Source organism: Thermus brockianus (assembly GCF_021462505.1).
Lineage (GTDB): Bacteria > Deinococcota > Deinococci > Deinococcales > Thermaceae > Thermus > Thermus hydrothermalis.
Genome location: NZ_JAKEDV010000006.1, coordinates 150,710 through 172,430 on the forward strand (window position 1 = coordinate 150,710; position 21,721 = coordinate 172,430).

The following is a 21,721-nucleotide window of genomic DNA, read 5'->3' on the forward strand; positions in this document are numbered from 1 at the left end:
GCTGTGCGCCGTCTCGCCCTCCTCGCCCTCCTCCTCGCCGCCTGCAACCTTACGGGGCAGACTCCTCCAAAGCCCAAGGTCCAGGTGACAGGCCCTCCCCTCGCCCCCCCGGCCCTGCCGGTGCTTCCGAGCCGCCCCCTGCCGGCCCTCGAGGGGCCCGTGCCCCTGAAGCTTCCCCTAAGGCCCCAGGCCCTTCCCGGGGCCCGGTACGAGGCGCGCATCCTCCTCCTCACCACCTCCACCAACCCCGAGGCGGCCCCCCACTTCGCCGCCGCCCGGGACATCCTGGAAACCTTCCTCATCCCCTACGAGGTGGTGGACCTGAGCCAAACCCCCTTCAGCCAGGTTTCCCTCACCCTTCCCGATGGCACGGGCCGCTTCCAAGGGGTGATCCTGGCGGAGGGCCAGCTCGCCGCCTGGCCCGGGCCCACCTTCTATATGACGGCCGAGGACTGGAACCGCCTTTGGGCCTACGAGCGGGACTATGGGGTGCGGGAACTCATCCTCTACACCTACCCCGGGACTTACCCCGAGGACCGCTGCCTCACCCCGGTGGAAGGCTTCCTCACCCCAAGCCCTGCGGCCAATGACCCCGCCGGCATAGACCTCGCCCAGAGCTACCCCCTAACCCTCACCCCAGAAGGCCAGGCGGTCTTCCCCGACCTCACGGGAACCCTACCCGTGCGCCGCGCCTACGCCTACAAGGCAGCACCAAGCGGCACCTGCCCCGCCACCCCGCTCCTTACCGATGCGGAGGGCAACGTCTTCGGCATCGTGCGCACCACCGCCGACGGGCGGGAGCAACTCCTCCTCACCTTTGACCAAAGCCCCTACCTCCTCCACACCTGGCTCCTCGCCCCGGGGCTCATCGGCTGGGTCACCCGGGGGGTGTACCTAGGGGAGTATGGCCGCTACCTGCGGGCGGACGTGGACGACTGGTTCCTCTCCACCGAGGTCATCGGCGACGCACCTGGGGTGGGCAACGCCACCCCCTACCGGCTAAGCGGCCTCGAGGCCCAAGCCGTGGCCCAAAAGCAGGCGGGCTTACGCTCCGCCTACCCCGTGGCCCAGGGCTTCACCCTGGACATTGCCCTCAACGGCTGTGGGGCGGTTTCTGACCCCAACCCCAACGACAACCTGGTTCCCTGCAACCCCTCGGGCGCGGTGGCCGCTGAACCCATAAACCTGGCGGACGACCTCGTACAGGCCACCCAGGTCCTCAAGGACACCTTCCGCTTCTACAACCACTCCTACACCCACTGGGACATGGACTTCACCGACCTGGCCCAAGCCCGAAGGGAGATCGCCGAGAACAACCGGATCGCAAGCCTCCTCGGCCTTCGCTACGAGCACCGGGCCTTCAAAAGCGGGCAGTACTCGGGCTTTGGTTGGAAGGGCACGAACCCGTACGGCTTTCCCCGTCAGGACAACGGCCTAGGCGCATCTAACCCGTACTTTCTCCAAGCTCTAAGCGAACACAAGGTCCGCTTTGCCAAGGTCAACTGGTCCGTGGAGAGCCAAAAGCCCCCATGCCGAACCTGCGCCTTCCCCCATCCTCTGGCCCCTGGCCTTTACCTGACCGCAGACTGGCCCACCAATGTCTTCTACAACGTGACCACGGACCAAGAGGCCGTAAACGCTTACAACAGCGTGTACGCCCCAAACGGCACCGCCCCCTACTGGACGCGTGCCCTCAGCTACCAGGAGTACCTGGGCCAGGAAACCAACATAGCCCTGCACCACCTCCTCACCGACGGGGGAAGCCACTACTTCCACCAGGCGAACCTGCGGGAGTTCGCCCCGGGTAGGAACCTGGTCTTTGACTGGCTAGAAACACTTCTTCAGAAATACTCCACCTATAGCACCCTTCCCCTCCTCTCTCCCTCCTGGCTGGAATACGGCGAGCGCGCCCTAAAGCGCTACCTACACTATCAGGCAGTACATGCGGGAAGCGTGCGGGCGGTCATTGACCCCGCCGCCCAAACCGTCACCGTAAAGGGCAAGCCCGTCTGGGTAACGGGCATCCAAGCAAGCACGTGCGATGCGTATGCCGGTCGTAACCGCTGTTTTGTAGGGACGGGAACGTATGCGATCCAAGCGCCTTAGGGTTCTTTTCGTCACAGAAGGCACGTATCCCTACGCCATGGGAGGAGTGAGCCGCTGGTGCGAGCAACTCCTCTTTGGCCTCGAGGCCCAGTTCACCGTCCTTGCCCTGTGGGGACCGCAAAAGGCTAAACCCGCCCTACCCATTCCCCCGGAAGCCTCCTTGAGAACCCTTCACCTCTACCGCCCCCCCCACGCATCCCCTTTTGCCCCCGCTCCCTTGCATGCCCTCCTGCCGGCCCTGAGCAAGCTCCTGGCTTTCCTAGACCTGGACCTAGCCACCTTTCAAGAAGGGCTTTGGGAAATCTTCCTTTTGCGCAAGCGCCACCTGTACAACCTCTTCTTCCACCCCAAAGTACAGGCGCTCCTGGCCGAAAGGCTCACGCTCCTTTTGGGCCGTCCGCCTACCCTGGGGGAGGGGCTTGCTGTCTTGCACTGGCTTCGCTCCACCCTCCTTCCCCTCCTGGCCCTAGATCCCATCCCCGAGGTGGACCTGATCCACGCCACAAGCGGCGGGCTTGCCGTCATCCCCGCTTGGCTGGTGTCCCGGCACCTGGGCGTACCCTTTCTTCTGACCGAGCACGGGGTTTTCCTGAGGGAGCGCTATCTGGCCTTTAGCGAAACCAACCCCTCCCCCGCGGAGCGCCTGGTCCAAGCCCGCTTTTACCACCTCGTAAGCCGCCTGGCCTACCGGGAGGCCCACTTTATCACCACGGTGAGCCGCTTCAACCGGCAGTGGGAGGTGGAGCTCGGCGCGGACCCCAAACGCATCCAGGTGGTGGCCAACGGCATTGACCCCGCACAGTTCCCAGAAGCTCCCGCGCGTCTGGAAAACCCACCCACCGCCGTATGGGTGGGCCGGATTGACCCGCTAAAGGACCTCCTCACCTTGGTGGACGCCTTCGGACGGGTACGCGAAACCCTTCCAGAGGCGCAACTCCTCCTTTTCGGTCCCGTTCCCCGGGGAAACGAAGCCTATGCGGAAAGCGTTCGCACCCGGGTAAAGGAACTAGGCCTCGAGGGCAACGTGCGCTTCATGGGCCCCGCAAGCCCCGTGTACCAGGCCTACCACCGAGGGTGGGTGGGGGTGCTCTCCAGCATCTCCGAGGGCTTCCCCTACACGGTGATCGAGAACATGGCCGTGGGGCGCACCCTGGTGGGCACCCGGGTGGGGAGCGTGGGCGAGGTCCTGGAGGGCGTGGGGGAGGTGGTGCCCGCCATGGACCCCGAGGCCTTAGGAGAGGCGCTCCTGGGGTTCCTCCAGGACCCCGAGCGGTGCTTGGCGAAGGGCAAGGAGGCACGGGAAAAGGTCCTGAGCCTGTACACGCTTAAACGTATGCTAGAGGAGTTCTCCAACATCTACGAGGCCTTGGCCCTTCAAGGCTCCCTGGAGGTACCCGAATGAGCGCCCGGGGCGAGTACCGCCCTTCCGTCCCCCCTCCCAGAAATCCCCAAGGCCTTAGCGAGCTCGCGCACACCTTAAAGGACCTCCTAAGCCAAATAAGTGACCCCTACGAGCTTGCCGCCCACCTCGAGGTCCTCGGCTACAACCGCTACCGCGTGGAGCGCCTCTTTGGCCTGCCCAGCACCTTTGCCCTAGCCCAAGCTCTCTTCGCCCTGGCCCAGCGCGACTTCCAACCCAGACCCAAGCCGCCCAGGCCTCGAGGCACCTTGGGCCCTCGGCACCTGGCGGTGGCCCTCACCCTTGGAGGCACCCTGGTAACTTTTTGGAACTCCGGGTCTTTAGGGTGGCTAACAGCGCTCTTCCTCCTGGCCTGGAGTCAGCTGGCAGCCCGGGTGAGCTTTAGGGCAGCGGTGGAGCTGGAACCCCCGGAGGCCAAAGGGGTGCTGGGCCTTTTGGCCTGGGTAGGGGTCCTTGGGGTGAGCGTCACAGCCCCCCTGGACCTGGGGTTTGCGGCCACCTGGGGCACAGGCATGGCCTGGGTTGCCGTGGGGGTGCTAACCCTGAAGGGCCTCGAGGACAAGGCCGCCTGGGTAGCCTCGGGCTTCCTCCTCCTGGCCATTCTCCTCCGGGTTTCGGGGATGAGCCCCTTCTGGGTGGGTTCTTTCCCCCTGGTTCTCCTCCTTCAGCAGGCAAGTCCCCTCCGAAGGGATAGTTTTGCTTTCCTAGGCAAGGTCTTGGTGGGGGAGTGGGTGTATGGAGCCTATGGCTTGGGCCAGGGGTTTGTCCTCTGGAGGTTGGTGGACTTGGCCGGCGATAGGGCTCTCGTTGGGCTGGGGATCTACCTTTTGGCCTCCATTTTGGTGGAAATGCGGCTATCGGCCTTCGTTACAACCCTGGCCAAAATCCTCTGGCAGACGGCAAGCCCCGGAGCCCTTCTTCTTGCCCTTCAACGCTCCCTTTGGTCCTACGCCCTTACCGCCTCCGTGCCCACCCTTCTCGTGCTCCTCAGCCTCCCCTGGTCCGGGGACTACCACGCCCCCCTTCTGGGCTTTGGCTTTCTCAGCTTCCTAAGCGCCATGGCCCTGGCCCTCAACGCCTTGGGCGCTATTCACGTTAGTGCCCTAGCCCTCCTAGCAGGGGCGATTCTCCTCCACCTGACCGCAAACCCCCTCATACTGGGGGCCGTCGCCCTTGGCCTTCTCCTCTACCTCCTAGAGCACCTCCGCCATCCGGAGCGCTATGGTCTATACCTCCTTTAAACCCCTGGGCTTCTACTACGGCCAAGGAAGGCTTAGGGAGCTTCGGGCCTTTCGCCGGGTGGTGCTCCAGCCCTGGGCCTACACTCCAGAAGAGCTCCAGGCCCTTACCCCCACAGAACCCCTCGCCTATCTGAGCCTAGGGGAAGATCCAGGTCCCAAAGCCCCGTGGCAACTGGGCCCCGTCAACCCCCTTTGGGGCACTAAGATCGTGGACCCCGCCCACCCCGGATGGGTGACGCAGGTGGTGGAAAGCGCCTTGCTCTACCTAGCCCGGGGGTTCCAAGGCCTCTTCCTGGACACCCTGGACCAGGCGGCCACCGTAAGCCGGGAGGGTACCCTCCGGCTCCTCCTAGAGCTCCGGCGGGCCGTGGGATCCCACTTCCTCCTTGCCAACCGCGGCTTCGCCCTCCTACCCCACCTGGCAGACCTCGTGGACGGCATCGTCTTTGAGGGCTTCTCCACCACTTGGGAAGGGGGCGGACAACCGCTTCCGCGCTCCATCTTGCGAGCAAACGCCACATGGGCGCAAGTCTTGGCCCGGTTCCATTGGGAACGCTACAGCCTGGATTATGCTCCCCAGGCAAGGCTAGCCCGTTGGGCCCAAAGAAGAGCCCTACGCCACGGCCTCGTTCCCATCTTGGCGCAAGAAAAGCACCTCCTCCTCCCTACGGGCACAGGGGACTGATCCGGTCCAGGTTCACCACCGTCACATACGGCACAAATCCCTCCGCCCGGGACTTTTGGCACGCTGTCTGGACGTTTTCCGGCTTGGTGGCGTAGTCCACGGTGAGCACCAGTTTCCCCGCATCGCGAATTGCCCGGGCGTGGTTCAGGCGCACTTGGCAGCCCGAGCCCGTGCAAGGACGATCGGTGGCGTAGAAGAAGAGCTCCTCCAGGCCAATGCCGTCCATAGCGGACAGGTATCCCGGCCGCATCCGGAGCTCCGGGGCATTCTGGGGAAACACCCAGAAATCCGGCCGCTTGGCCTTTACGTAGGCACTAATCCGCACCAATAGCGCCACCATCTTGGTCGCCAGGGAATCGCGCGTTTCGCCGGGCACCAAGGGTAGGCTTATGCCCTCGTAGGCGTCCACCAAGTCCAGGTAAACCCCTTTAAACCCCGCTGCCAAGGCCTTATCCAGGCGGGGCTGAACCACCAGGGTCCACCAGTCTTCATCCCAGTACTTCACGTACCATTCCCCGCTCCAGCCGGGCACAGGATTTAGCAGGAGATCGGGAGCGTTCTTCTGCACCACGGGATACTCTACCCGGTAGTCCTCTATTCCCCCGATCTCCATGTAGGCCAGAACAGGCTTCCCCTTGAGGGGCGCCAGATCCGTGCTGGCCCAGGGCTTCTGGCCATCCTGGGTCAGGTCTATGACAAAGAGGTCCGCCGCCGTGGCACCCAAGGCGCTAAGCCCGGTGGCCGGATAGCCGGTGAGCTGGTAAACCCAGGTGCGTACGCTGAGCGAGGGTGGGGGTGGAGAGGGGTAAGGCCCAGAAGCCACCGCGCCTTCCCGGCAGGAAACCAGGGCGAACAGCAACACCCAACCAACCATCCAACCCGAAAAGCTGGGCGCCTTGCAGCCGCTAGAAGAATAGGGCATCTCCTCTTCACCTTAGCGCTGCCCTCTGAGAAGCGGGTACCCTTTCGGTGAGATACCCCCACCGCCCACAGGGCCGTGGCCTGACGCCTTTTCCCAAGGCTCAAAGGGCGGCCACCCCGTGCGCTAGGAACGTACCTGAACCAGGGTCAGGCAAAACCCCTTCGCGCAACCCCAGCGGCCAAGACCCCACCTTCTTCCCCCCACAGTCTGCACCAACCCTGCCCTACCCCGATGATCCAGGTACCGGAAAGGTTCGCAGTATTCTTAGGCCGTGCTGCGGGTGGTGGTCCGGCCAGGCAAGGAGCGGAAACTGAAGAACTTCTACCCCAACCTCTACCGGGACGAGATCCAGGAGGCCCCCCCCGAGGCGGGGGTAGCGGAGGCGGTGGCGGCGGATGGGGGTTTCCTGGCGGTGGGCTACTACGACCCCCGCTCCAAGGTGCCTTTCCGGGCCTTCCGCTTTGACCCGGGGCCCCTGGACCGCCGCTTTTTCCTCGGGCGCTTCCAGAAGGCTTTGCGGAAGCGGGAAGGGCTTGGGGTCTTCCATCGCCTGGTCCACGGGGAAGCGGACGGGCTTCCCGGGCTCGTGGTGGACCGCTTCGGGGAGGTTTTGGTCCTCCAGGTGCGTTCCCGGGGTATGGAGGCCCTAAGGGGGGTGTGGTTTCCCGCCCTCCTCGAGGCCACCTCGCCGAAGGGCGTCTACGAGCGGAGCGATGTGGAGGCGAGAAGGCAAGAAGGCCTTCCTGAGCGGGTGGGGGTGGTCCAGGGGGAGGTACCCCCCGTCCTGGAGGTGGAGGAGGACGGCCTCCTTTTCCCCATCCCCTTGGCCCTGGCCCAGAAGACCGGGTTTTACCTGGACCAGCGGGAAAACCGCCGCCTCTTTGAGGCCATGGTCCGGCCCGGGGAGCGGGTTCTGGACGTGTTTAGCTACGTGGGGGGCTTCGCCTTGCGGGCCGCACGAAAAGGGGCTTACGCCCTGGCGGTGGACAAGGACCTCCAGGCCCTTTCCGTCTTGGACCAGGCGGCCCTGCGGGCGGGGCTTCGGGTGGATATCCGCCAAGGCGAAGCCCTGGAGGTGCTCAAGGCCTTGGAAGGCCCTTTCCACCACGTCCTCCTGGACCCGCCCACCCTAGTGAAGCGCCCGGAGGAGCTTCCCGCCATGAAGCGCCACCTGGTGGACCTGGTGCGGGAGGCCCTAAGGCTCCTCGCCCCAGAGGGGTACCTCTGGCTTTCCGCCTGCAGCTACTACCTCAAGGTGGAGGACCTCCTGGAGGTGGCCCGCCGCGCCGCCGCAGACCAAAGGATGCGCTTACGGGTGCACGCCGTCACCTACCAGCCCCGGGACCATCCCTGGAGCCTCCACGTGCCGGAAAGCCTCTACCTCAAGACGCTCATCCTGCAAGAGGATGCCCTCTAAGGGGGTATGATGGGAGGCGAAGCACCCTTGGGGTGCGTAAAAGGAGGCCAGTATGGAAGTGGCACGGGGTCTAGAAGGTGTGTTGTTCACGGAAAGCCGGATGTGCTTCATTGACGGGGAGGCGGGAAAGCTCTACTACTACGGCATCCCCATCCAGGAGCTCGCCGAGAAGAGCACGTTTGAGGAAACCACCTTCCTCCTCCTCCACGGCAGACTTCCCAAGCGAGAAGAGCTAGAGGCCTTCAAAAGGGATTTGGCTTCCCGCCGCTCCTTGCCGGAGCACCTCCTGGAGTCCTTCCGGCGGTACCCCGTTTCCGCCCACCCCATGAGCTTCCTGCGGACCGCCGTCTCCGAGCTGGGCATGTTGGACCCCACGGAGAGCGATATCTCCAAGGAGGCCCTCTACCAAAAGGGGCTGGACCTCATCGCCAAGTTCGCCACCATCGTGGCCGCCAACAAGCGGCTTAGGGAAGGGAAAGCCCCCATCCCCCCCAGGGAGGACCTCTCCCACGCCGCCAACTTCCTCTACATGGCAAACGGGGTGGAGCCTTCCCCCGAGCAGGAGCGGCTCATGGACGCCGCCCTTATCCTGCATGCGGAGCACGGCTTTAACGCCAGCACCTTCACCGCCATCGCCGCCTTTTCCACGGAAACCGACCTCTACTCCGCCATCACCGCCGCCGTGGCCTCCCTCAAGGGCCCCCGGCACGGCGGGGCCAACGAGGCGGTGATGAAGATGATCCGGGAGATCGGCACCCCCGAGCGGGCCCGGGAGTGGGTGCGGGAAAAGCTCGCCAAGAAGGAGCGCATCATGGGCATGGGCCACCGGGTCTACAAGGCCTTTGACCCCCGGGCCGGGGTCCTGGAGCGCCTGGCCCGGTTGGTGGCGGAAAAGCACGGCCACTCCCAGGAGTACCAGATCCTCAAGATCGTGGAGGAGGAAGCGGGGAAGGTGTTGAACCCCCGGGGCATCTACCCCAACGTGGACTTCTACTCCGGGGTGGTCTACTCCGACCTGGGCTTTGGCCTGGAGTTCTTCACCCCCATCTTCGCCGTGGCCCGCATCTCGGGCTGGGTGGGGCACATCCTGGAGTACAAGGATTTGGACAACCGCCTCCTCCGCCCCGACGCCAAGTACATCGGGGAGCTGAATCGGCCCTATATCCCCTTGGAGGAGCGCTAAGGTTTTTGGGGGCTTGGGGCGCTAGGCCCTAGGCCCCTTTTACAGGCCGCAAAAGGCCTCGTAGTCTATGAGCTCCCGTTGCGTGGGGTTGTCCCCGCACACGGGGCAGGCAGGGTTGCGGCGCACCTTGAGCTTGCGGAAGCCCGCCTCCAGGGCATCGTAAAGGAGAAGGTGGCCCGCCAAGGGCTTGCCCAGGCCCAAGAGGACCTTGAGGACCTCCGCCCCCATCAAGGCCCCCACCACGCCCGGGAGCACGCCGAAGACCCCGGCCTCGGCGCAGGAGGGCACGGAGCCGGGGGGCGGGGGCTTGGGGAAGAGGCACCGGTAACAAGGCCCCATCTCGCCTTCCTCCGTGGGGTGGTGGAAGACCGCCACCTGGCCGTCAAACTGGTAGATGGCCCCGAACACCAAGGGCTTGTTGAGGAGGACGGCGGCGTCGTTCACCAGGTAGCGGGTGGGGAAGTTGTCCGAAGCGTCCACCAGGACCTCGTACCCTTTCAGGATCTCCAAGGCGTTTTCCGAGGTGAGGCGGACGGGGTAGGCGTCAACCCGTACCAAGGGGTTTAGGGCCTGCAGGCGCTCCTTGGCCGCCAAGGCCTTGGACTTGCCCACGTCCTCCGTGGCGTAGAGCACCTGGCGGTGGAGGTTGGAAAGCTCCACCCGGTCCATCTCCACAATCCCCACCCGCCCCACCCCCGCCGCCACCAGGTACTGGAGGACGGGCACCCCAAGCCCCCCGGCCCCCACCACGGCCACGGAGGCTTCCCGAAGCCGCGCCTGCCCCTCGGGCCCCACCTGGGGCAGGATCATCTGCCGGTGGTAGCGGTCCAGTTCCTCCTTGGTCCACATCTAAGCCTCCCGGGTGCCGAAGCCGGGGGGGAGGAAGTCGGGGTAGTCGGGGTTGCCCTTGCGGTCGGGAAGCTTGGGGATGAGGTCCGAAGGGTGAGCCTCCCCCTTGCGGCAGTAGGGGCATTCGTGGCGCACCTTGTAGCGCACGGGGCGGGCGGGGATGCCTAGGGCGATGGCGTGGGGCGGGATGTCCCGGGTGACCACCGCTCCCGTCCCCACCATGGCGTCGTCCCCGATGCGCACCCCGGCCAAAATGGTGGCGTGGTAGGTGATGCGCACCCCGCTGCCGATGATGGTTTCCTTCAGGGTCACGTCGGGGGAGGCCAGGACGTGGTGGGTGTGGCTGTAGACGTTCACGTAGTCGGAAAGCGAGGTCCGGTCGCCAATCTTAATCCCCCCGATGTCGTCCAGGAAGACGTAGCGGTGGACCACCACGTCGTCCCCTAGCTCCAGGTTGTAGCCCACGGAGAACTCCACGTTCTGGAAGAACTTGGGGTTTTTCCCCACCCGCTTGAAGATGAAGGGGGCGAGCGCCCGCCTTAGGGCTACCCCGGAATGGACAGACTGCCCGATGGGGGTGAGGTCCAACACCTTCCAGAACCAGAGGAGAGGCTTCACCTTTCGGAACTTCTCCAGGTCAGTGGCGGCGTAGTACTCCGCCTCAAAGGTGATCCCCTCGGGGTCCAGGGCCAGGGCCCCCAGGGGATTTACCTCCAAGAGCTCCTCGTAAGGCCGGCCATAGAGGAGGCGGGCAAGCTCCTCCCGCACCAGGGCGTTCCGGTCCACGCTGGGGTCGGAAAGCCTTTCCGTGAGGCTTCCCAGGTAGCGGTCCAGGGCCTTCTGGTGCAGGGGGGCGATTTCGCGGGGAAGGAGCCAGGGCATAGGGTTATGCTACCCTTCCCTTGCCCAAGGGAAAACCCCTGGGCTCACCCTATGGAGGAGCGGTAGCCGAGCTCCCGTAGGGCCTCGGGGTCCTTGCGCCAGTCGGGGTAGACCTTGACCTCGAGGTCCAGGTACACCTTCCGGTTCAGGAAGACCTCTAGCTGCTTCCTGGCCGCCTGGCCGATTTCCTTGAGCTTCCGCCCCCCCTCCCCGATGACGATGCCCTTTTGCGAGGGCCGTTCCACGTAGAGGAGGGCCTTGATGTACAAGACCCCGTTCTCCCGCTCCGCCACCTCCTCGGTCTTCACGGCGATGGCGTAGGGCACCTCGTGCCAGAGGCGCTTCATGGCCTCTTCCCGGATGATCTCCGCCACCCATTCCCCGAAGTCCTGGTCGCTTTTGGCGAAATCCTCGGGGTAGAAGAAGGGACCCTCGGGCAACAGGGCCAGGAGTTCGGCCTTAAGCCCCGCCACCTGCTTCTCGTCCAAGGCGGAGAGCATCCGGGGTTCGGCCTCGGGCAAGAGGGCGTGGTAGGCCTTAAGGGCCTCCTCGGGGTACTTGGCAGCGTCCAGCTTGTTGCCCACCAGGAGGATGGGCACCTTGCCCACCAGGGGCTTGAGCGCCTTGGCCACCAGCTCGTCCTCCGGGGTGGGGGGGTGGCGCAGGTCCACCACCCAGACCACGGCGTTCACGTCCGCCAAGGCCTCGTAGACCTCCTGGTCCATGAACTCCCCCAGGGCGTCCATGGGCTTGTGCAGGCCCGGGGTGTCCACGAAGACGATTTGGCGGTTCCCCTCGGTGAGGATGCCCCTAAGGCGCTTCCTCGTGGTCTGGGGCTTGGGGCTGATGGGGGCCACCTTGACCCCCAGGAGGTTGTTGAGGAGGGTGGACTTGCCCACGTTGGGCTTGCCCACGATGGCGATGAAACCGGAATACGTCTTTTCGCTCATGGCTTAGGTGATCCCGGCTTCTTGGGATTGGCCCAGAGGCCAGAAGCCGGACCTTCCAGGCTTTTCAGTATACTCCAGGCCGTGGACCCCTTGGCCCTGGCCTTCCTGCCTGGGATTGGCCCCAAGCGGCTCCTGGAGGCGCTTTCCTGGGAAGACCCCCTGGCCTTTTTAAGGGAGCGCTTTCCCGAGGCGGCAAGCCTTTACCCGGAGGCGGAAAGGCGCGCCAAACGGGAACGGAGGCGGGCGGAGGCTTTGGGGGTGCGCATCCTTGGCCTCTGGGAGGAGGGCTTTCCCGAAAGCCTAAAAAGGCTTCCCCAGCCCCCCACGCACCTTTACCTTCGGGGAGAGCTCCCCGAGGAGGCGCAGGCGGTGGCCATCGTGGGTACCCGTAAGGCCTCCGCCTGGGCCCTAGGCTTCACCCGGAGGCTCGCCCGGGAGCTGGCGGAGGCGGGGCTTTGGGTGGTTTCGGGCCTCGCCCGGGGTATAGACCGGGAAGCCCACCTGGGCGCTTTGGAAGGGGGCGGGCGGAGCTTGGGCGTCTTGGGAAGCGCCCTGGACCGGGTCTACCCGCCGGAACACCGCCCTTTGGCGGAGCGCATGGACCTGGTTTCCGAGTTTCCCTTGGGGACGGGGCCTAAGCCCGAGTTTTTCCCCAGGCGGAACCGCCTCATCGCAGGGCTTGCCCGGGCGGTTTTGGTGGTGGAGGCCCCCTTGGACTCCGGGGCCCTCATCACGGCCAAACACGCCTTGGAACTGGGAAAGGAGGTGCTGGCGGTCCCAGGCCGCCCCACGGACCCCGCTTCCTTGGGGACGAACCGCCTCATCCAGGACGGGGCGTACCCCGTCCTCGAGGCCGGGGACGTCCTTTCCTACCTGGGGTTTTCCCCTAAGCCCAAGGTTGCGCCGGAGCTTTCCCCGGAAGAGGCCACCCTTTACGCCCTCCTTTGCCAGGGGGAAGCCTTGCCGGAGGACCTGGCCCAGGCTACGGGGTTCGCCCCGGAAAGGGTGCTCTCCCTCCTCACCCTCCTGGAACTCAAGGGCCTGGCCCGGGCCCTTCCCGGAGGGCGCTACGGGCCAGGCTAGAGAGAGGCGTTACTTGGCCTTGTCGTAGAGCTTCTTGGCGATCTCGTAGAGCTCGGCAGGGTGGAACTCGGGGGCGAACTCGGCGGCGTCGTGGCCGGCGTCAAACACCGGGCCGCCCGTGGGGGGGCCGTCCACCACCACCACCTCGCTCCCGTCCTCGGGGGAAGCCCCCTTCCAGATGAGGCCCAGGTCCTGGTAATCGGAGGGGCTAAAGCGGTAGAGGTTGCGGTGGAAGCCCAGGTCCATGTACTTCTTGGCCTCGGGGATCTTGCTGTTGTCAATCCGGGGGATGGGGAGCATCTTGGTCATCTCCACCCCGGTAAGGGTTTCCAGGGCCTTGCCGTAGGCGGCGGCGTGGACCCCACCCCGCACCAGGAGGTAACCGATCATCTCCCGGGCCACGGGGTTGTCCGTCATCTCGTAAACCCGCAGCTTGTGGGTACGGGCCGCCACCTCCAGGAAGAAGTTGTGGAGAAGGTCCAGGATGAGGTTGCCGCTGGTGAAGACGTACTCCCCGTTCCAGTACTCCCCCATGGCCCCCATCACCAGGGTGTTGGCACCCCCGGCGATGAAGTGGGCGGCGTTGCGGGCGTCCTTGGCGAAGCCCAGCGGGGCGCTCACAGGGTCCACCCCTTCCTCCAGGTCCTTTCCGGGGTTCTTGGCCAGGAGGCTGTTGATGGTGGCGGAAACGAGCTCAATGTGCCCGAGCTCCTCCGTGGCGATGTTGGCGATGAGGTCGTAGTAGGGCTTGAGCGCCTTCTTCCCCCGGAAGTTGAAGGACTGGTACATGTAGTTCATCAGGGTGGACATCTCCCCGAAGCGCCCGCCAAGAAGCGCCTGCACCGCAGCGGCGGCGTTGGGGTCTTGCTCCTTGGGCATGGGCAGCTCAATCTGCAACCGGTCTATCCTCAGAAACATACCCACCTCCTTTGCCTGGGCGGGCTTTCCCGCCCGGCACCTTCCACCTTAGGCAGGTGGGATCTATAAGTCCAATAGATTGTGCTTTCCCTTCCCATAAAATATAGCTATGAAGAAAGTCACCTTGGACCAGCTACGCTACCTCCTGGCCTTGGCCGAGGAGGGAAACTTCACCCGGGCAGCGGAGCGGGTGTACCTTACCCAGCCCGCCCTGAGCGTCCAGATCCGCAAGCTGGAAGAAGCCTTGGGCGTGCGCCTCTTTGACCGCAGAAAGGGCAAGCCCACAGAGGTGGGACAAGCGGTGGTGGCCCAGGCGCGGCGGGTGCTAGAGGAGGTAGAGCGCCTAGAGGCCTTGGCCCGGGGGGAGGAAGGGGTATTCCAAGGACCCTTTCGTATCGGGGTCATCCCCACCCTGGCTCCCTACCTTCTCCCCCGCCTCCTCCCGCGGGTTATGGAAAAGCATCCGGCCCTCGAGGTGACGGTGCGGGAGGAGCTCACCCCGGGCATCCTTAGGGGCCTCGAGGAGGGCCATCTGGACGCCGGGCTTGTGGGCACAGAGGAAAGGGTACCGGGCCTCAAAGCCTACCCCCTCTTCACCGAGGCTTTCCTGGCCTACGTTTCCCCACGCCATCCCCTCTATGCCAAGGCGGCGCTCCATCCCCTGGAGATCCCGCTAGAGGACACCTGGGTGCTTTCCGAAGGCCACTGCTTCCGCGACCAGGTCCTTTCCGTCTGCCGGCCAAGCCTCCGGAAACGGGCCGTGGAGTTCCAAAGCGGGGACCTGGAAACCCTCATCCGCCTGGTGGAGGAGGTAGGGGGGCTTACCCTTCTGCCGGAGGTGGCCCTCTGGACCCTCCCTCCCGAGAAGCGGGCCCACCTAAGGCCCCTCCTTTTCCCCGGGGCCGGGCGCACCGTCTACCTCCTCCTCCGGGAGGGAAGCCTCAAGGCCCCGGTGGCCGAGGCCTTGGCGCGGGAAGCCCGGGAGGTCTTCACCGCCCTACGCCTTTTTTCCACGGGGGAAGAAGGCGTTATGATGGGGGCGGAGGTTCGCCATGACCAAGCCTGAGGCCAAAGGCGGGGACGTGCACATCAAAGCGGGGCTTATCTGGATGAACGGGGCCTTGGTACCCCAGGAGGAGGCCAAGACCAGCGTTCTAAGCCACGCCCTGCACTATGGAACCAGCGTCTTTGAGGGCATCCGGGCCTACGAAACCCCCAAAGGCCCCGCCATCTTCCGCCTGAAGGAGCACGTGCGGCGCTTCTATAACTCCGCCAAGGTGCTCCGCATGGAAATCCCCTTCGCCCCCGAGGAGTTGGAGGAGGCCATCAAGGAGGTGGTGCGGCGAAACGGCTACAAAAGTTGCTACATCCGCCCCCTGGCCTGGATGGGGGCGAAGGCCTTGGGGGTAAACCCCCTGCCCAACAACCCGGCGGAGGTCATGGTGGCCGCCTGGGAGTGGGGAGCCTACTTGGGCGAGGAGGCGGTGCGGAAAGGGGCCAAGCTCATCACCAGCTCCTGGGCCCGTTTCCCCGCCAACGTGATGCCGGGCAAGGCCAAGGTGGGGGGGAACTACGTGAACTCCGCCCTGGCCAAGATGGAGGCGGTGGCCGCAGGGGCCGACGAGGCCCTCCTTCTGGACGAGGAGGGCTACGTGGCCGAGGGGAGCGGGGAGAACCTCTTCTTCGTGCGGGACGGGGTCATCTACGCCCTGGAGCACTCGGTGAACCTCGAGGGCATCACCCGGGACACGGTGATCCGCCTCGCCAAGGACCTGGGCTACGAGGTCCAGGTGGTGCGGGCCACCCGCGACCAGCTCTACATGGCGGACGAGGTCTTCATGACGGGCACCGCCGCGGAGGTAACCCCCGTGTCCATGATTGACTGGCGCCCCATCGGCCAGGGCACCGCAGGGCCCATTGCCTTGCGCCTGCGGCAGGTCTATTTGGAGGTGGTGACGGGCAGGCGGCCCGAGTACGAGGGCTGGCTTACCTACGTCACTTCCTGAGCCAGTCCGCCAGCACCCTCTCGTAAAGCTCGGGGTCCAGGCGGGGCCTTTCGTAGAGCCCCGCCTGTAGGCGTTGCCGTTGGGCCTCAAAGAGGATGACCGCCGCCGCCACGCTCACGTTGAGGCTTTGCACCATCCCGAACATGGGGATCTTTATGGCCCCATCCGCCAGGGCCAAAGCTTCCTCGGAAACCCCCCACTTCTCCGCTCCCAGGAGGATGGCGGTGGGCTTGGTATAGTCCACCTCGCGGAAGTCCCGGGCGTCCTCCCGGAGGGCGGTGGCGTAGATGCGAAAGCCCTTTTCCCGGAGGAAGCGGAAGGCGGAGGGGGTGTCTGGGTGGACCCGGAGGTAGACCCACTTGTGGCTTCCCCCGCTCGTCTCGTTGAAGGTGGGCACGCCCCCCGTGGGGTTTACGGCGTGGGCCTCGAGGACCCCCACGGCGTCGCAGGAGCGGAGGATGGCGGAGAGGTTGTGGGGCTTGTGCACGTTCTCCAGGAGCACCGTGAGGTCGGGCTGCCTTTTCCTTAGCACTTCCTCTATGCGCTTTCTACGGGCCTCGGTCACGGTTCCTCAGCTTAGCGATGAGGGGCTTGAGGAGGGAGCGCTTGAGCTTCAGGGCCTGCCGGTTCACCACGAGCCGGGCGGTGGAGTGGGCGAGGACCTCCACCTCTATAAGCCCCGCCGCCCTTAGGGTGGCCCCGGTCTGCACCACGTCCACCACGGCGTCCGCCAGGCCCGTGACCGCGGCGAGCTCAATGTTGCCGGAAAGCTCCACCACGTCCGCCACCCAGCCCCGTTCCTTGAGGAAGCGGGCGGTGAAGTTGGGGTACTTGGTGGCGATGCGGCGGATGGGGGAGGTGTCCCCAGGGCGCCTTATAAGGGAAAGCCGGCAGGCGCCAAAGCCCAGGTCCACGGGCTCGTAGAGGTCCCGCCCCGAGTCCAGGAGGATGTCCTTCCCCACCACCCCGATCTCGGCGATGCCCAGGTCCACGTAGACCGGCACGTCCTTGTTGCGGAGCTCCAGGAGGGCCACGCCCCCTTCCTCCCCGTGGAGGAGGGCCCGGGGGTCTTGGATGGGGGGAAGGGGAAGGCCCGCCCGCAGGAGGGCCTCGTAGGCCTCCTGGAACATCCTTCCCTTGGGCAGGGCCACGGTGAGGGTGTAGCGCTTCACGAAACCCCCCAGATGCGCTCCCCTTCCGCCAGGTAGGGGATGCCCTTGGCCTTGGCGTAGGCCAGGGGGTCTTCCCCGTGGAAAAGCTCCACCCGCCTTTCCCGGGCGAAGCGGCGGAAGGCCTTTAGGTCCAGGGCCAAGACTTCTGGAGGCTCCTCCGCCTGGGGAAGCTTTAGGGCTTCCAGGGCCCGTTCCACCCCTAAGGCGAAGCCCGCCGCCTTAGGCAAAAGGGCCCCGTCGTACCGCCCGCCCCCCAGAAGGGGCAGGCCGAAGCCCGGGGTGTAGGCCCGGAAGAAGATGCCCGAGTAGTACTCGTACCGCCGGGCCATGCCCAGATCCAGGAGGACGGGCCTTTCCAGAAGCGCCAGGGTCCTCTCCAGGTCGGCCAGGGCCTTTTGGGCCTTGGGGGGAAGGGGGAGGGCCTTGGCCTCCTTTAGGACCTCCTGCCCCCCGTAGAGGTCGGGAAGGGCCAGGAGGGCCTTTTTCGCCCCCTCCGGCACGGGGTGGTGGGCAAGGAGGGCGGAAAGCTCGGGGAGGTTTTTGCGGTGGATGGCGGCCTGCGCCGCCCTTCTAGCCCCTTCCGGGAGGCCCGAGGCCTTGAGCACCTCCCCCACCAGGCTCGGCAGGCCCACCTCCACCACCCCTTCCACCCCCAGGGCCTCGAGGGCGGCGAAGGCCAGGTGGAGGACCTCCGCATCCGCCTTGGGCCCCGTGGCCCCGATGAGCTCTAGCCCCACCTGGGTGTACTCGCGAAGCCGCCCGAGCTCCGCATCCCCTTCCCTAAGCCAAAGGGCCCCGGCGTACTGGAAGCGGTGGACCCCCTCCTTCAGGTGGGGCCTTAGGAGCTTGGCCAGGAGGGTGGTGAACTCGCTCCTTAGGGCGAGCACCTCCCCCGTCTTGTCCACCAGTTTGAAGGCCCTTTCCGCCAGGGGATGGCCGGGGTCAAAGGCCTCGAGGGCGGGGAGCTCCACGGGCTCGTAGCCGTGTTGCCAGAAAAGCTTCTGGAGCCGCCCCTGGAGCTCGGCCTTGAGCCTAGCCTCGGGGGGGAGGAGGAAGCGGGTGCCTTCGGGGATCATTCCTTCACGAGGATTTCCACGCTAAGGATGCGGTCCGGCACCGCCTTGGCCCCGAGGCCCTCCGTGGGGGCTAAGCGGCGCACCACCTCCATCCCCTCCACCACCTGGGCGAAGAGGGTGTACTGCCCCGTGAGGTGGGGGGTGGGGGCCAGGGTGATGAAGAACTGGCTCCCGTTGGAGTTGGGGTCCTGGGTGCGGGCCATGCCCACCAGGCCTTCCCGGTCAAAGGCCAGGCCCGGGACGATCTCCAGGCCGAAGGTGTAGCCGGGCCCGCCCCGGCCCGTGCCCGTGGGGTCCCCCGTCTGGGCCACGAAGCCGGGGATGACCCGGTGCCAGACCACCCCGTCAAAGTAGCGGTGAAGGGCCAGGAAGACGAAGGAGTTCACCGTGTTGGGGGTTTCCTTCTCCAGGAGGTCCAAGAGGATATCCCCTTGGGTGGTCTTGAGGCGGGCGTAGTAGTCCTTGCCCGCTTCCAGCACCGGCTCAGGGGCCTTGAAGGAGCGCACGGGCTTTTCCGAAAGGTAGGGAAGGGGCTTCATGCTCTCACCCTTGCAGGCGCTAAGGAAAACGAGAAACAAGAGGAGGACGCGCACCCCCATAGCCTACACCCGGGGCAGGGTGATGCCCCTTTGCCCCTGGTACTTGCCCTTGCGGTCCTTGTAGGTGGTTTCGGGCCTCGGGCCTTCCAGGAAGAGGATCTGCACGATGCCCTCCCCGGCGTAGACCTTGGCGGGGAGGGGGGTGGTGTTGGAGATCTCCAGGGTCACGTGCCCCTCCCAGCCCGGCTCCAAGGGGGTGACGTTGGCCACGATGCCGCACCGGGCATAGGTGCTCTTGCCCAGGGCGATGGCGATCACGTTTTCCGGCATGCGGATGTACTCAATGCTCCGGGTGAGGGCGAAGGAGTTGGGGGGGATGATGACCTCCTCCCCCTCGTACTCCACGAAGCTCCGCGCGTCAAAGTTCTTGGGGTCCACCACGGTGGAGAAGACGTTGGTGAAGATCTTCCACTCCGGGGCGGCCCTTAGGTCATAGCCGAAGGAGGAAAGGCCATAGCTAATGACCCCTTCCCGCACGAGCCTCTCCTCAAAGGGCTCTATCATCCCCTTTTTGGCCATCTCCCGGATCCACCAGTCCGGCTTAACCATGCCTTCAACTATAGCCGCTAGACTTTGCTTATGCGCAAGGCCTGGCCCCTTTTTCTCCTCTTGGCCGCCTGCGGTACCCAGGACCCGGGTGGCACGGGCCTCGAGGCCCTCCGCCTCACCGCCACCACCCTCCCCCCCGCCTATCTGGGCGAGCCCTATAGCGCCGCCTTCAGCGCCGAGGGGGGGGTGAGGCCTTATAGCTTCAGCCTGGAGGGCAGGCTCCCCCAGGGCCTCGCCTTCCAGGGGGGGCGGCTTAGCGGGGTGCCCAAGGAAAAGGGCCAGTTCCCCCTCATCCTTACCGTGGAGGACGGGGCCAAGAACAGCCGGGCCCAGAAGCTCACCCTCACCGTCTCCGACCCGCCCCCGCCCAGGCTTACCCTGGTGGCCCCCCAGGCCCAGGTGGAGGCCCCCTTCCTCCTCCTTGGGCGGGTGGAGGTAAGGGAGGCGGTGGGCTTCCAGCTAGAGCTACTCCTGAAGGACCTGACCCCTGCCCTGGAAAGCCTTAAGGCGCTAAGCCCCGCTTACCTCCTGGACTTTGACCCCGCCTCGGGGCTTTTGCGCCTGGACATGGCCTTCGCCAAGCCCATCAAGGACCAGGAGGCCTTCCGCCTCCTCCTCACCCCGGCGAAGCCCCTCACCCCCAGGCTTTCCCCCAAGGCGGTCCTCTACGACAAGGAGGGGAAGCCCCTAGGCCAGCCCTTGCCCCGGGGCAAACCCTTCGCCGCCCTTTGGGAGGTGGCGCAGAACCTGGGCAAGGAGGGCCAGGGGCTCAAGGGGGACCAGAACGGGGACGGGAAGGTGGACGGGGAGGACCTCAAAGCCCTGCAGGAAGGCTACTTCCCTAAGGCCGAGACCACCCCCCCTCCGCCCGCCGAAACGCCGCCCTAAAGGGCCCGGCGGATGGCCTCGGCGTCCTCTTCCCGGTAGCCGTAGAGGGTTACCTCCAGGGTGTCCGGGGCCTTCTTGATCTCCTCCAGCATCACCCGGGCCACCTCCGCCACGGGAAGCCCTCCCACCCCGGTGCCCAAAAGGGGGAAGGCCACGGTCTTTAGGCCGAGCTCCACCGCCTTCTCTAAGGCGCTCCGGGTGGCCTGGCGCACGGTTTCCAGGCTAGCGGGCTCGTCCCCCAGGACGGCGGCGTGGATCACGTAACGCACGGGGAGGTTCCCTGCCCCCGTGACCGCCGCCTCCCCCACGCGGATTTTGCCGATGCGGTCGCACTCCTCCTGGATGGAGGGCCCCCCTTTGCGCAGGATGGCCCCCGCCACCCCTGCCCCCAGCTTCAGGTAGTTGTTGGCGGCGTTGACGATGGCGTCCCCTTGGAACCCGGTGATGTCCCCTTGGGCCACGCGGATTCGGGCCATGCCCTTATTTTCCCTTACAATGGGCCTGATGTCACGGGACCTGTTGGGCCTCGAGGGGCGGATCGTCATGGTGACCGGGGCTGGCCGGGGCTTCGGGCGGGCCATCGCCCACGGCTACGGGCGGAACGGGGCCACGGTCATCGCCGTGGACCCGGACGTGGAACTGGCCACCTCGGTGGCCTCCGAGGTGGAGGCCTTGGGGGCCACGGCCATACCCATCCGGGGGGACATGAGCGTGGTCTTGGACGTGACCAGCACCTTTGAGAAGGTGGAGGAGCTCTTCGGCCTTTTGGACGGCATCGTCCACGTGACCACCGCCGAGAGCAAGACCCCCTTCGTGGAGCTTTTGGAAGGGGAGTGGTACGACCTCATGAGCCAGGACGTGAAGAGCAGCCTTTACGTCCTGCAATACGGCCTGCGCCACCTGGCGGGGGGCGGGTTCGTCACCCTGGTCCTGCCCCCTTCCGCCCGCATGGAGCCCCACACCCTCTCCGTGCGCAAGGCGGTGGAAGGGCTCATTGAGGGAGCGAGCCGTACCTTCCCCGGGGTGCGGGTGAACGGGGTGGTGCCTTCCCGCGACCCCGTGGGGGAGGCCTACGACCAGGCTTTGGTGCGGGCTGCCTTGGGCCTTGGGTCCATGGTTTCCGAGGGCATCCGGGGGGTGGTCCTGGAGGTGCAACTGCCCGAACCCCCCACCTCCCCCGAGGTCTACGAGCTCCTGCGGGAAGTCCCATGAAATGCCCTTACTGCGCCCATCCCGACACGCGCGTGGTGGACTCCCGCCCCTCCGACGAGGGGACGGCCATCCGCCGCCGCCGGGAATGCCCGAGTTGCGGCCGCCGCTTCACCACCTACGAGCGCACGCAACTAGAACCCCTGATGGTGGTGAAGCGGGATGGGCGTAAAGAGCCCTTCAACCCGGACAAGCTCCTCCGGGGCCTCCTTTTGGCCTGCGAGAAGCGGCCCGTGGACCAGGAAACCTTGCGGCGCTTCGCCTACACCTTTGAGGACCAGGTGGCGGGCCCCGAGATTTCCTCCGAGGAGATCGGCCTTAAGGCCATGGCCTTCCTGCGCGACCTGGACCACGTGGCCTACATCCGCTTCGCCTCCGTCTACCGGGAGTTTGACTCCGTGGAGCGCTTCATTGAGGAGATCCGCCGGCTTTCTAGCGCAGGCCCTTCTTCAGGCGCAGAAGAGGGTTAAAAAGTCCTCAATTCCTCGTTTGTAAATACCTTCGTTTGCTACTTGATCTGCACCCCTTGGGAATGAGAAAAGGGGGATGCTATGCGACCCGATCGC

General features: G+C 65.6%; 23 protein-coding genes. 12 read left to right on the plus strand and 11 right to left on the minus strand.

Going from position 1 to position 21,721, the window contains the following annotated elements:
• Positions 1 to 3 precede the first annotated feature (3 nt).
• The 4 genes from LXN00_RS09080 to LXN00_RS09095 are packed head-to-tail and all read left to right on the plus strand — an operon-like array spanning position 4 to position 5,452.
• Positions 4 to 2,106 (plus strand): hypothetical protein, encoded by a 2,103-nt coding sequence (locus LXN00_RS09080; RefSeq protein WP_234507497.1) that lies wholly within the window; start codon positions 4 to 6, stop codon positions 2,104 to 2,106.
• Entirely contained in the window at positions 2,087 to 3,508 is a 1,422-nt protein-coding gene (gene pelF / locus LXN00_RS09085) for a GT4 family glycosyltransferase PelF (RefSeq protein ID WP_267962748.1), read from the plus strand. Before LXN00_RS09080 ends, pelF begins: the two co-directional genes overlap by 20 nt.
• Positions 3,505 to 4,767, plus strand: coding sequence for a hypothetical protein (locus LXN00_RS09090; protein ID WP_234507501.1), 1,263 nt, complete (start codon positions 3,505 to 3,507; stop codon positions 4,765 to 4,767). The genes pelF and LXN00_RS09090 overlap by 4 nt, the downstream gene beginning before the upstream one ends.
• Positions 4,748 to 5,452: a hypothetical protein gene (locus LXN00_RS09095; RefSeq protein ID WP_234507502.1), complete on the plus strand. Its 705-nt coding sequence runs from the start codon at positions 4,748 to 4,750 to the stop codon at positions 5,450 to 5,452. Before LXN00_RS09090 ends, LXN00_RS09095 begins: the two co-directional genes overlap by 20 nt.
• Here the strand turns inward: LXN00_RS09095 and LXN00_RS09100 are convergent.
• Entirely contained in the window at positions 5,433 to 6,314 is an 882-nt protein-coding gene (locus LXN00_RS09100) for an MJ1477/TM1410 family putative glycoside hydrolase (protein WP_234507505.1), read from the minus strand. The two genes, LXN00_RS09095 and LXN00_RS09100, sit on opposite strands and share 20 nt — an antisense overlap.
• Before the next feature lie 331 nt (positions 6,315 to 6,645).
• Between LXN00_RS09100 and LXN00_RS09105 the strand changes: the two genes are divergently transcribed.
• Positions 6,646 to 7,791 (plus strand): class I SAM-dependent rRNA methyltransferase, encoded by a 1,146-nt coding sequence (locus LXN00_RS09105; RefSeq protein WP_234507507.1) that lies wholly within the window; start codon positions 6,646 to 6,648, stop codon positions 7,789 to 7,791.
• 52 nt (positions 7,792 to 7,843) lie between these two features.
• On the plus strand, positions 7,844 to 8,974 hold the full coding sequence (locus tag LXN00_RS09110; protein WP_234507509.1) for a citrate synthase/methylcitrate synthase: 1,131 nt from the start codon (positions 7,844 to 7,846) through the stop codon (positions 8,972 to 8,974).
• 39 nt (positions 8,975 to 9,013) lie between these two features.
• Here LXN00_RS09110 and LXN00_RS09115 read toward each other — a convergent pair whose 3' ends face one another.
• The 3 genes from LXN00_RS09115 to era are packed head-to-tail and all read right to left on the minus strand — an operon-like array spanning position 9,014 to position 11,655.
• Positions 9,014 to 9,823 carry a HesA/MoeB/ThiF family protein gene (locus LXN00_RS09115; RefSeq protein WP_234507510.1) on the minus strand — a complete coding sequence of 270 codons (810 nt, stop codon included), beginning with the start codon at positions 9,821 to 9,823 and terminating at the stop codon, positions 9,014 to 9,016.
• Positions 9,824 to 10,705, minus strand: coding sequence for an acyltransferase (locus LXN00_RS09120; RefSeq protein ID WP_234507512.1), 882 nt, complete (start codon positions 10,703 to 10,705; stop codon positions 9,824 to 9,826).
• A gap of 44 nt (positions 10,706 to 10,749) precedes the next feature.
• Complete coding sequence (gene era, locus LXN00_RS09125; protein ID WP_234507514.1) at positions 10,750 to 11,655, minus strand: GTPase Era; 906 nt, start codon at positions 11,653 to 11,655, stop codon at positions 10,750 to 10,752.
• Positions 11,656 to 11,736: 81 nt separating this feature from the next.
• Between era and dprA the strand changes: the two genes are divergently transcribed.
• Positions 11,737 to 12,738, plus strand: a complete 1,002-nt coding sequence (dprA, locus tag LXN00_RS09130) for a DNA-processing protein DprA (protein ID WP_234507515.1) — start codon at positions 11,737 to 11,739, stop codon at positions 12,736 to 12,738.
• 9 nt (positions 12,739 to 12,747) lie between these two features.
• Here the strand turns inward: dprA and LXN00_RS09135 are convergent, their stop codons facing one another.
• Complete coding sequence (locus LXN00_RS09135) at positions 12,748 to 13,656, minus strand: manganese catalase family protein (RefSeq protein WP_234507517.1); 909 nt, start codon at positions 13,654 to 13,656, stop codon at positions 12,748 to 12,750.
• A 109-nt stretch (positions 13,657 to 13,765) separates the two neighbouring features.
• Between LXN00_RS09135 and LXN00_RS09140 the strand changes: the two genes are divergently transcribed.
• Both LXN00_RS09140 and LXN00_RS09145 read left to right on the plus strand, forming a co-directional pair.
• Positions 13,766 to 14,722: a hydrogen peroxide-inducible genes activator gene (locus LXN00_RS09140; protein WP_234507519.1), complete on the plus strand. Its 957-nt coding sequence runs from the start codon at positions 13,766 to 13,768 to the stop codon at positions 14,720 to 14,722.
• Positions 14,709 to 15,662: a branched-chain amino acid transaminase gene (locus LXN00_RS09145; protein WP_234507521.1), complete on the plus strand. Its 954-nt coding sequence runs from the start codon at positions 14,709 to 14,711 to the stop codon at positions 15,660 to 15,662. Before LXN00_RS09140 ends, LXN00_RS09145 begins: the two co-directional genes overlap by 14 nt.
• Here the strand turns inward: LXN00_RS09145 and trmH are convergent.
• Genes trmH through dcd form a run of 5 tightly spaced genes read right to left on the minus strand, consistent with a single transcriptional unit; the run spans position 15,652 to position 19,058 of the window.
• Entirely contained in the window at positions 15,652 to 16,227 is a 576-nt protein-coding gene (trmH, locus tag LXN00_RS09150; protein WP_234507523.1) for a tRNA (guanosine(18)-2'-O)-methyltransferase TrmH, read from the minus strand. The two genes, LXN00_RS09145 and trmH, sit on opposite strands and share 11 nt — an antisense overlap.
• A complete protein-coding gene (hisG, locus tag LXN00_RS09155; RefSeq protein WP_234507525.1) occupies positions 16,211 to 16,834 on the minus strand; it encodes an ATP phosphoribosyltransferase in 624 nt (207 codons plus the stop codon). Before hisG ends, trmH begins: the two co-directional genes overlap by 17 nt.
• A complete protein-coding gene (locus LXN00_RS09160) occupies positions 16,831 to 17,910 on the minus strand; it encodes an ATP phosphoribosyltransferase regulatory subunit (RefSeq protein ID WP_234507527.1) in 1,080 nt (359 codons plus the stop codon). Before LXN00_RS09160 ends, hisG begins: the two co-directional genes overlap by 4 nt.
• Positions 17,907 to 18,509, minus strand: a complete 603-nt coding sequence (locus tag LXN00_RS09165; RefSeq protein ID WP_234507529.1) for a peptidylprolyl isomerase — start codon at positions 18,507 to 18,509, stop codon at positions 17,907 to 17,909. The genes LXN00_RS09160 and LXN00_RS09165 overlap by 4 nt, the downstream gene beginning before the upstream one ends.
• Positions 18,510 to 18,512: 3 nt before the next feature.
• Positions 18,513 to 19,058: a dCTP deaminase gene (gene dcd, locus LXN00_RS09170; RefSeq protein ID WP_234507531.1), complete on the minus strand. Its 546-nt coding sequence runs from the start codon at positions 19,056 to 19,058 to the stop codon at positions 18,513 to 18,515.
• Between the two features lie 30 nt (positions 19,059 to 19,088).
• Between dcd and LXN00_RS09175 the strand changes: the two genes are divergently transcribed.
• Complete coding sequence (locus LXN00_RS09175; RefSeq protein WP_234507534.1) at positions 19,089 to 19,946, plus strand: putative Ig domain-containing protein; 858 nt, start codon at positions 19,089 to 19,091, stop codon at positions 19,944 to 19,946.
• On the opposite strand, the gene LXN00_RS09180 is transcribed toward LXN00_RS09175, so the two are convergent.
• The gene (locus tag LXN00_RS09180; protein ID WP_234507536.1) at positions 19,943 to 20,422 is read right to left on the minus strand and encodes a macro domain-containing protein; all 480 of its coding nucleotides are present in this window, start codon (positions 20,420 to 20,422) and stop codon (positions 19,943 to 19,945) included. The two genes, LXN00_RS09175 and LXN00_RS09180, sit on opposite strands and share 4 nt — an antisense overlap.
• 28 nt (positions 20,423 to 20,450) lie before the next feature.
• Between LXN00_RS09180 and LXN00_RS09185 the strand changes: the two genes are divergently transcribed.
• Together LXN00_RS09185 and nrdR are read left to right on the plus strand one after the other, a co-directional pair.
• Positions 20,451 to 21,158 carry an SDR family NAD(P)-dependent oxidoreductase gene (locus LXN00_RS09185; RefSeq protein WP_234507539.1) on the plus strand — a complete coding sequence of 236 codons (708 nt, stop codon included), beginning with the start codon at positions 20,451 to 20,453 and terminating at the stop codon, positions 21,156 to 21,158.
• Complete coding sequence (nrdR, locus tag LXN00_RS09190; RefSeq protein ID WP_234507541.1) at positions 21,155 to 21,625, plus strand: transcriptional regulator NrdR; 471 nt, start codon at positions 21,155 to 21,157, stop codon at positions 21,623 to 21,625. Before LXN00_RS09185 ends, nrdR begins: the two co-directional genes overlap by 4 nt.
• Positions 21,626 to 21,721: the final 96 nt, after the last annotated feature.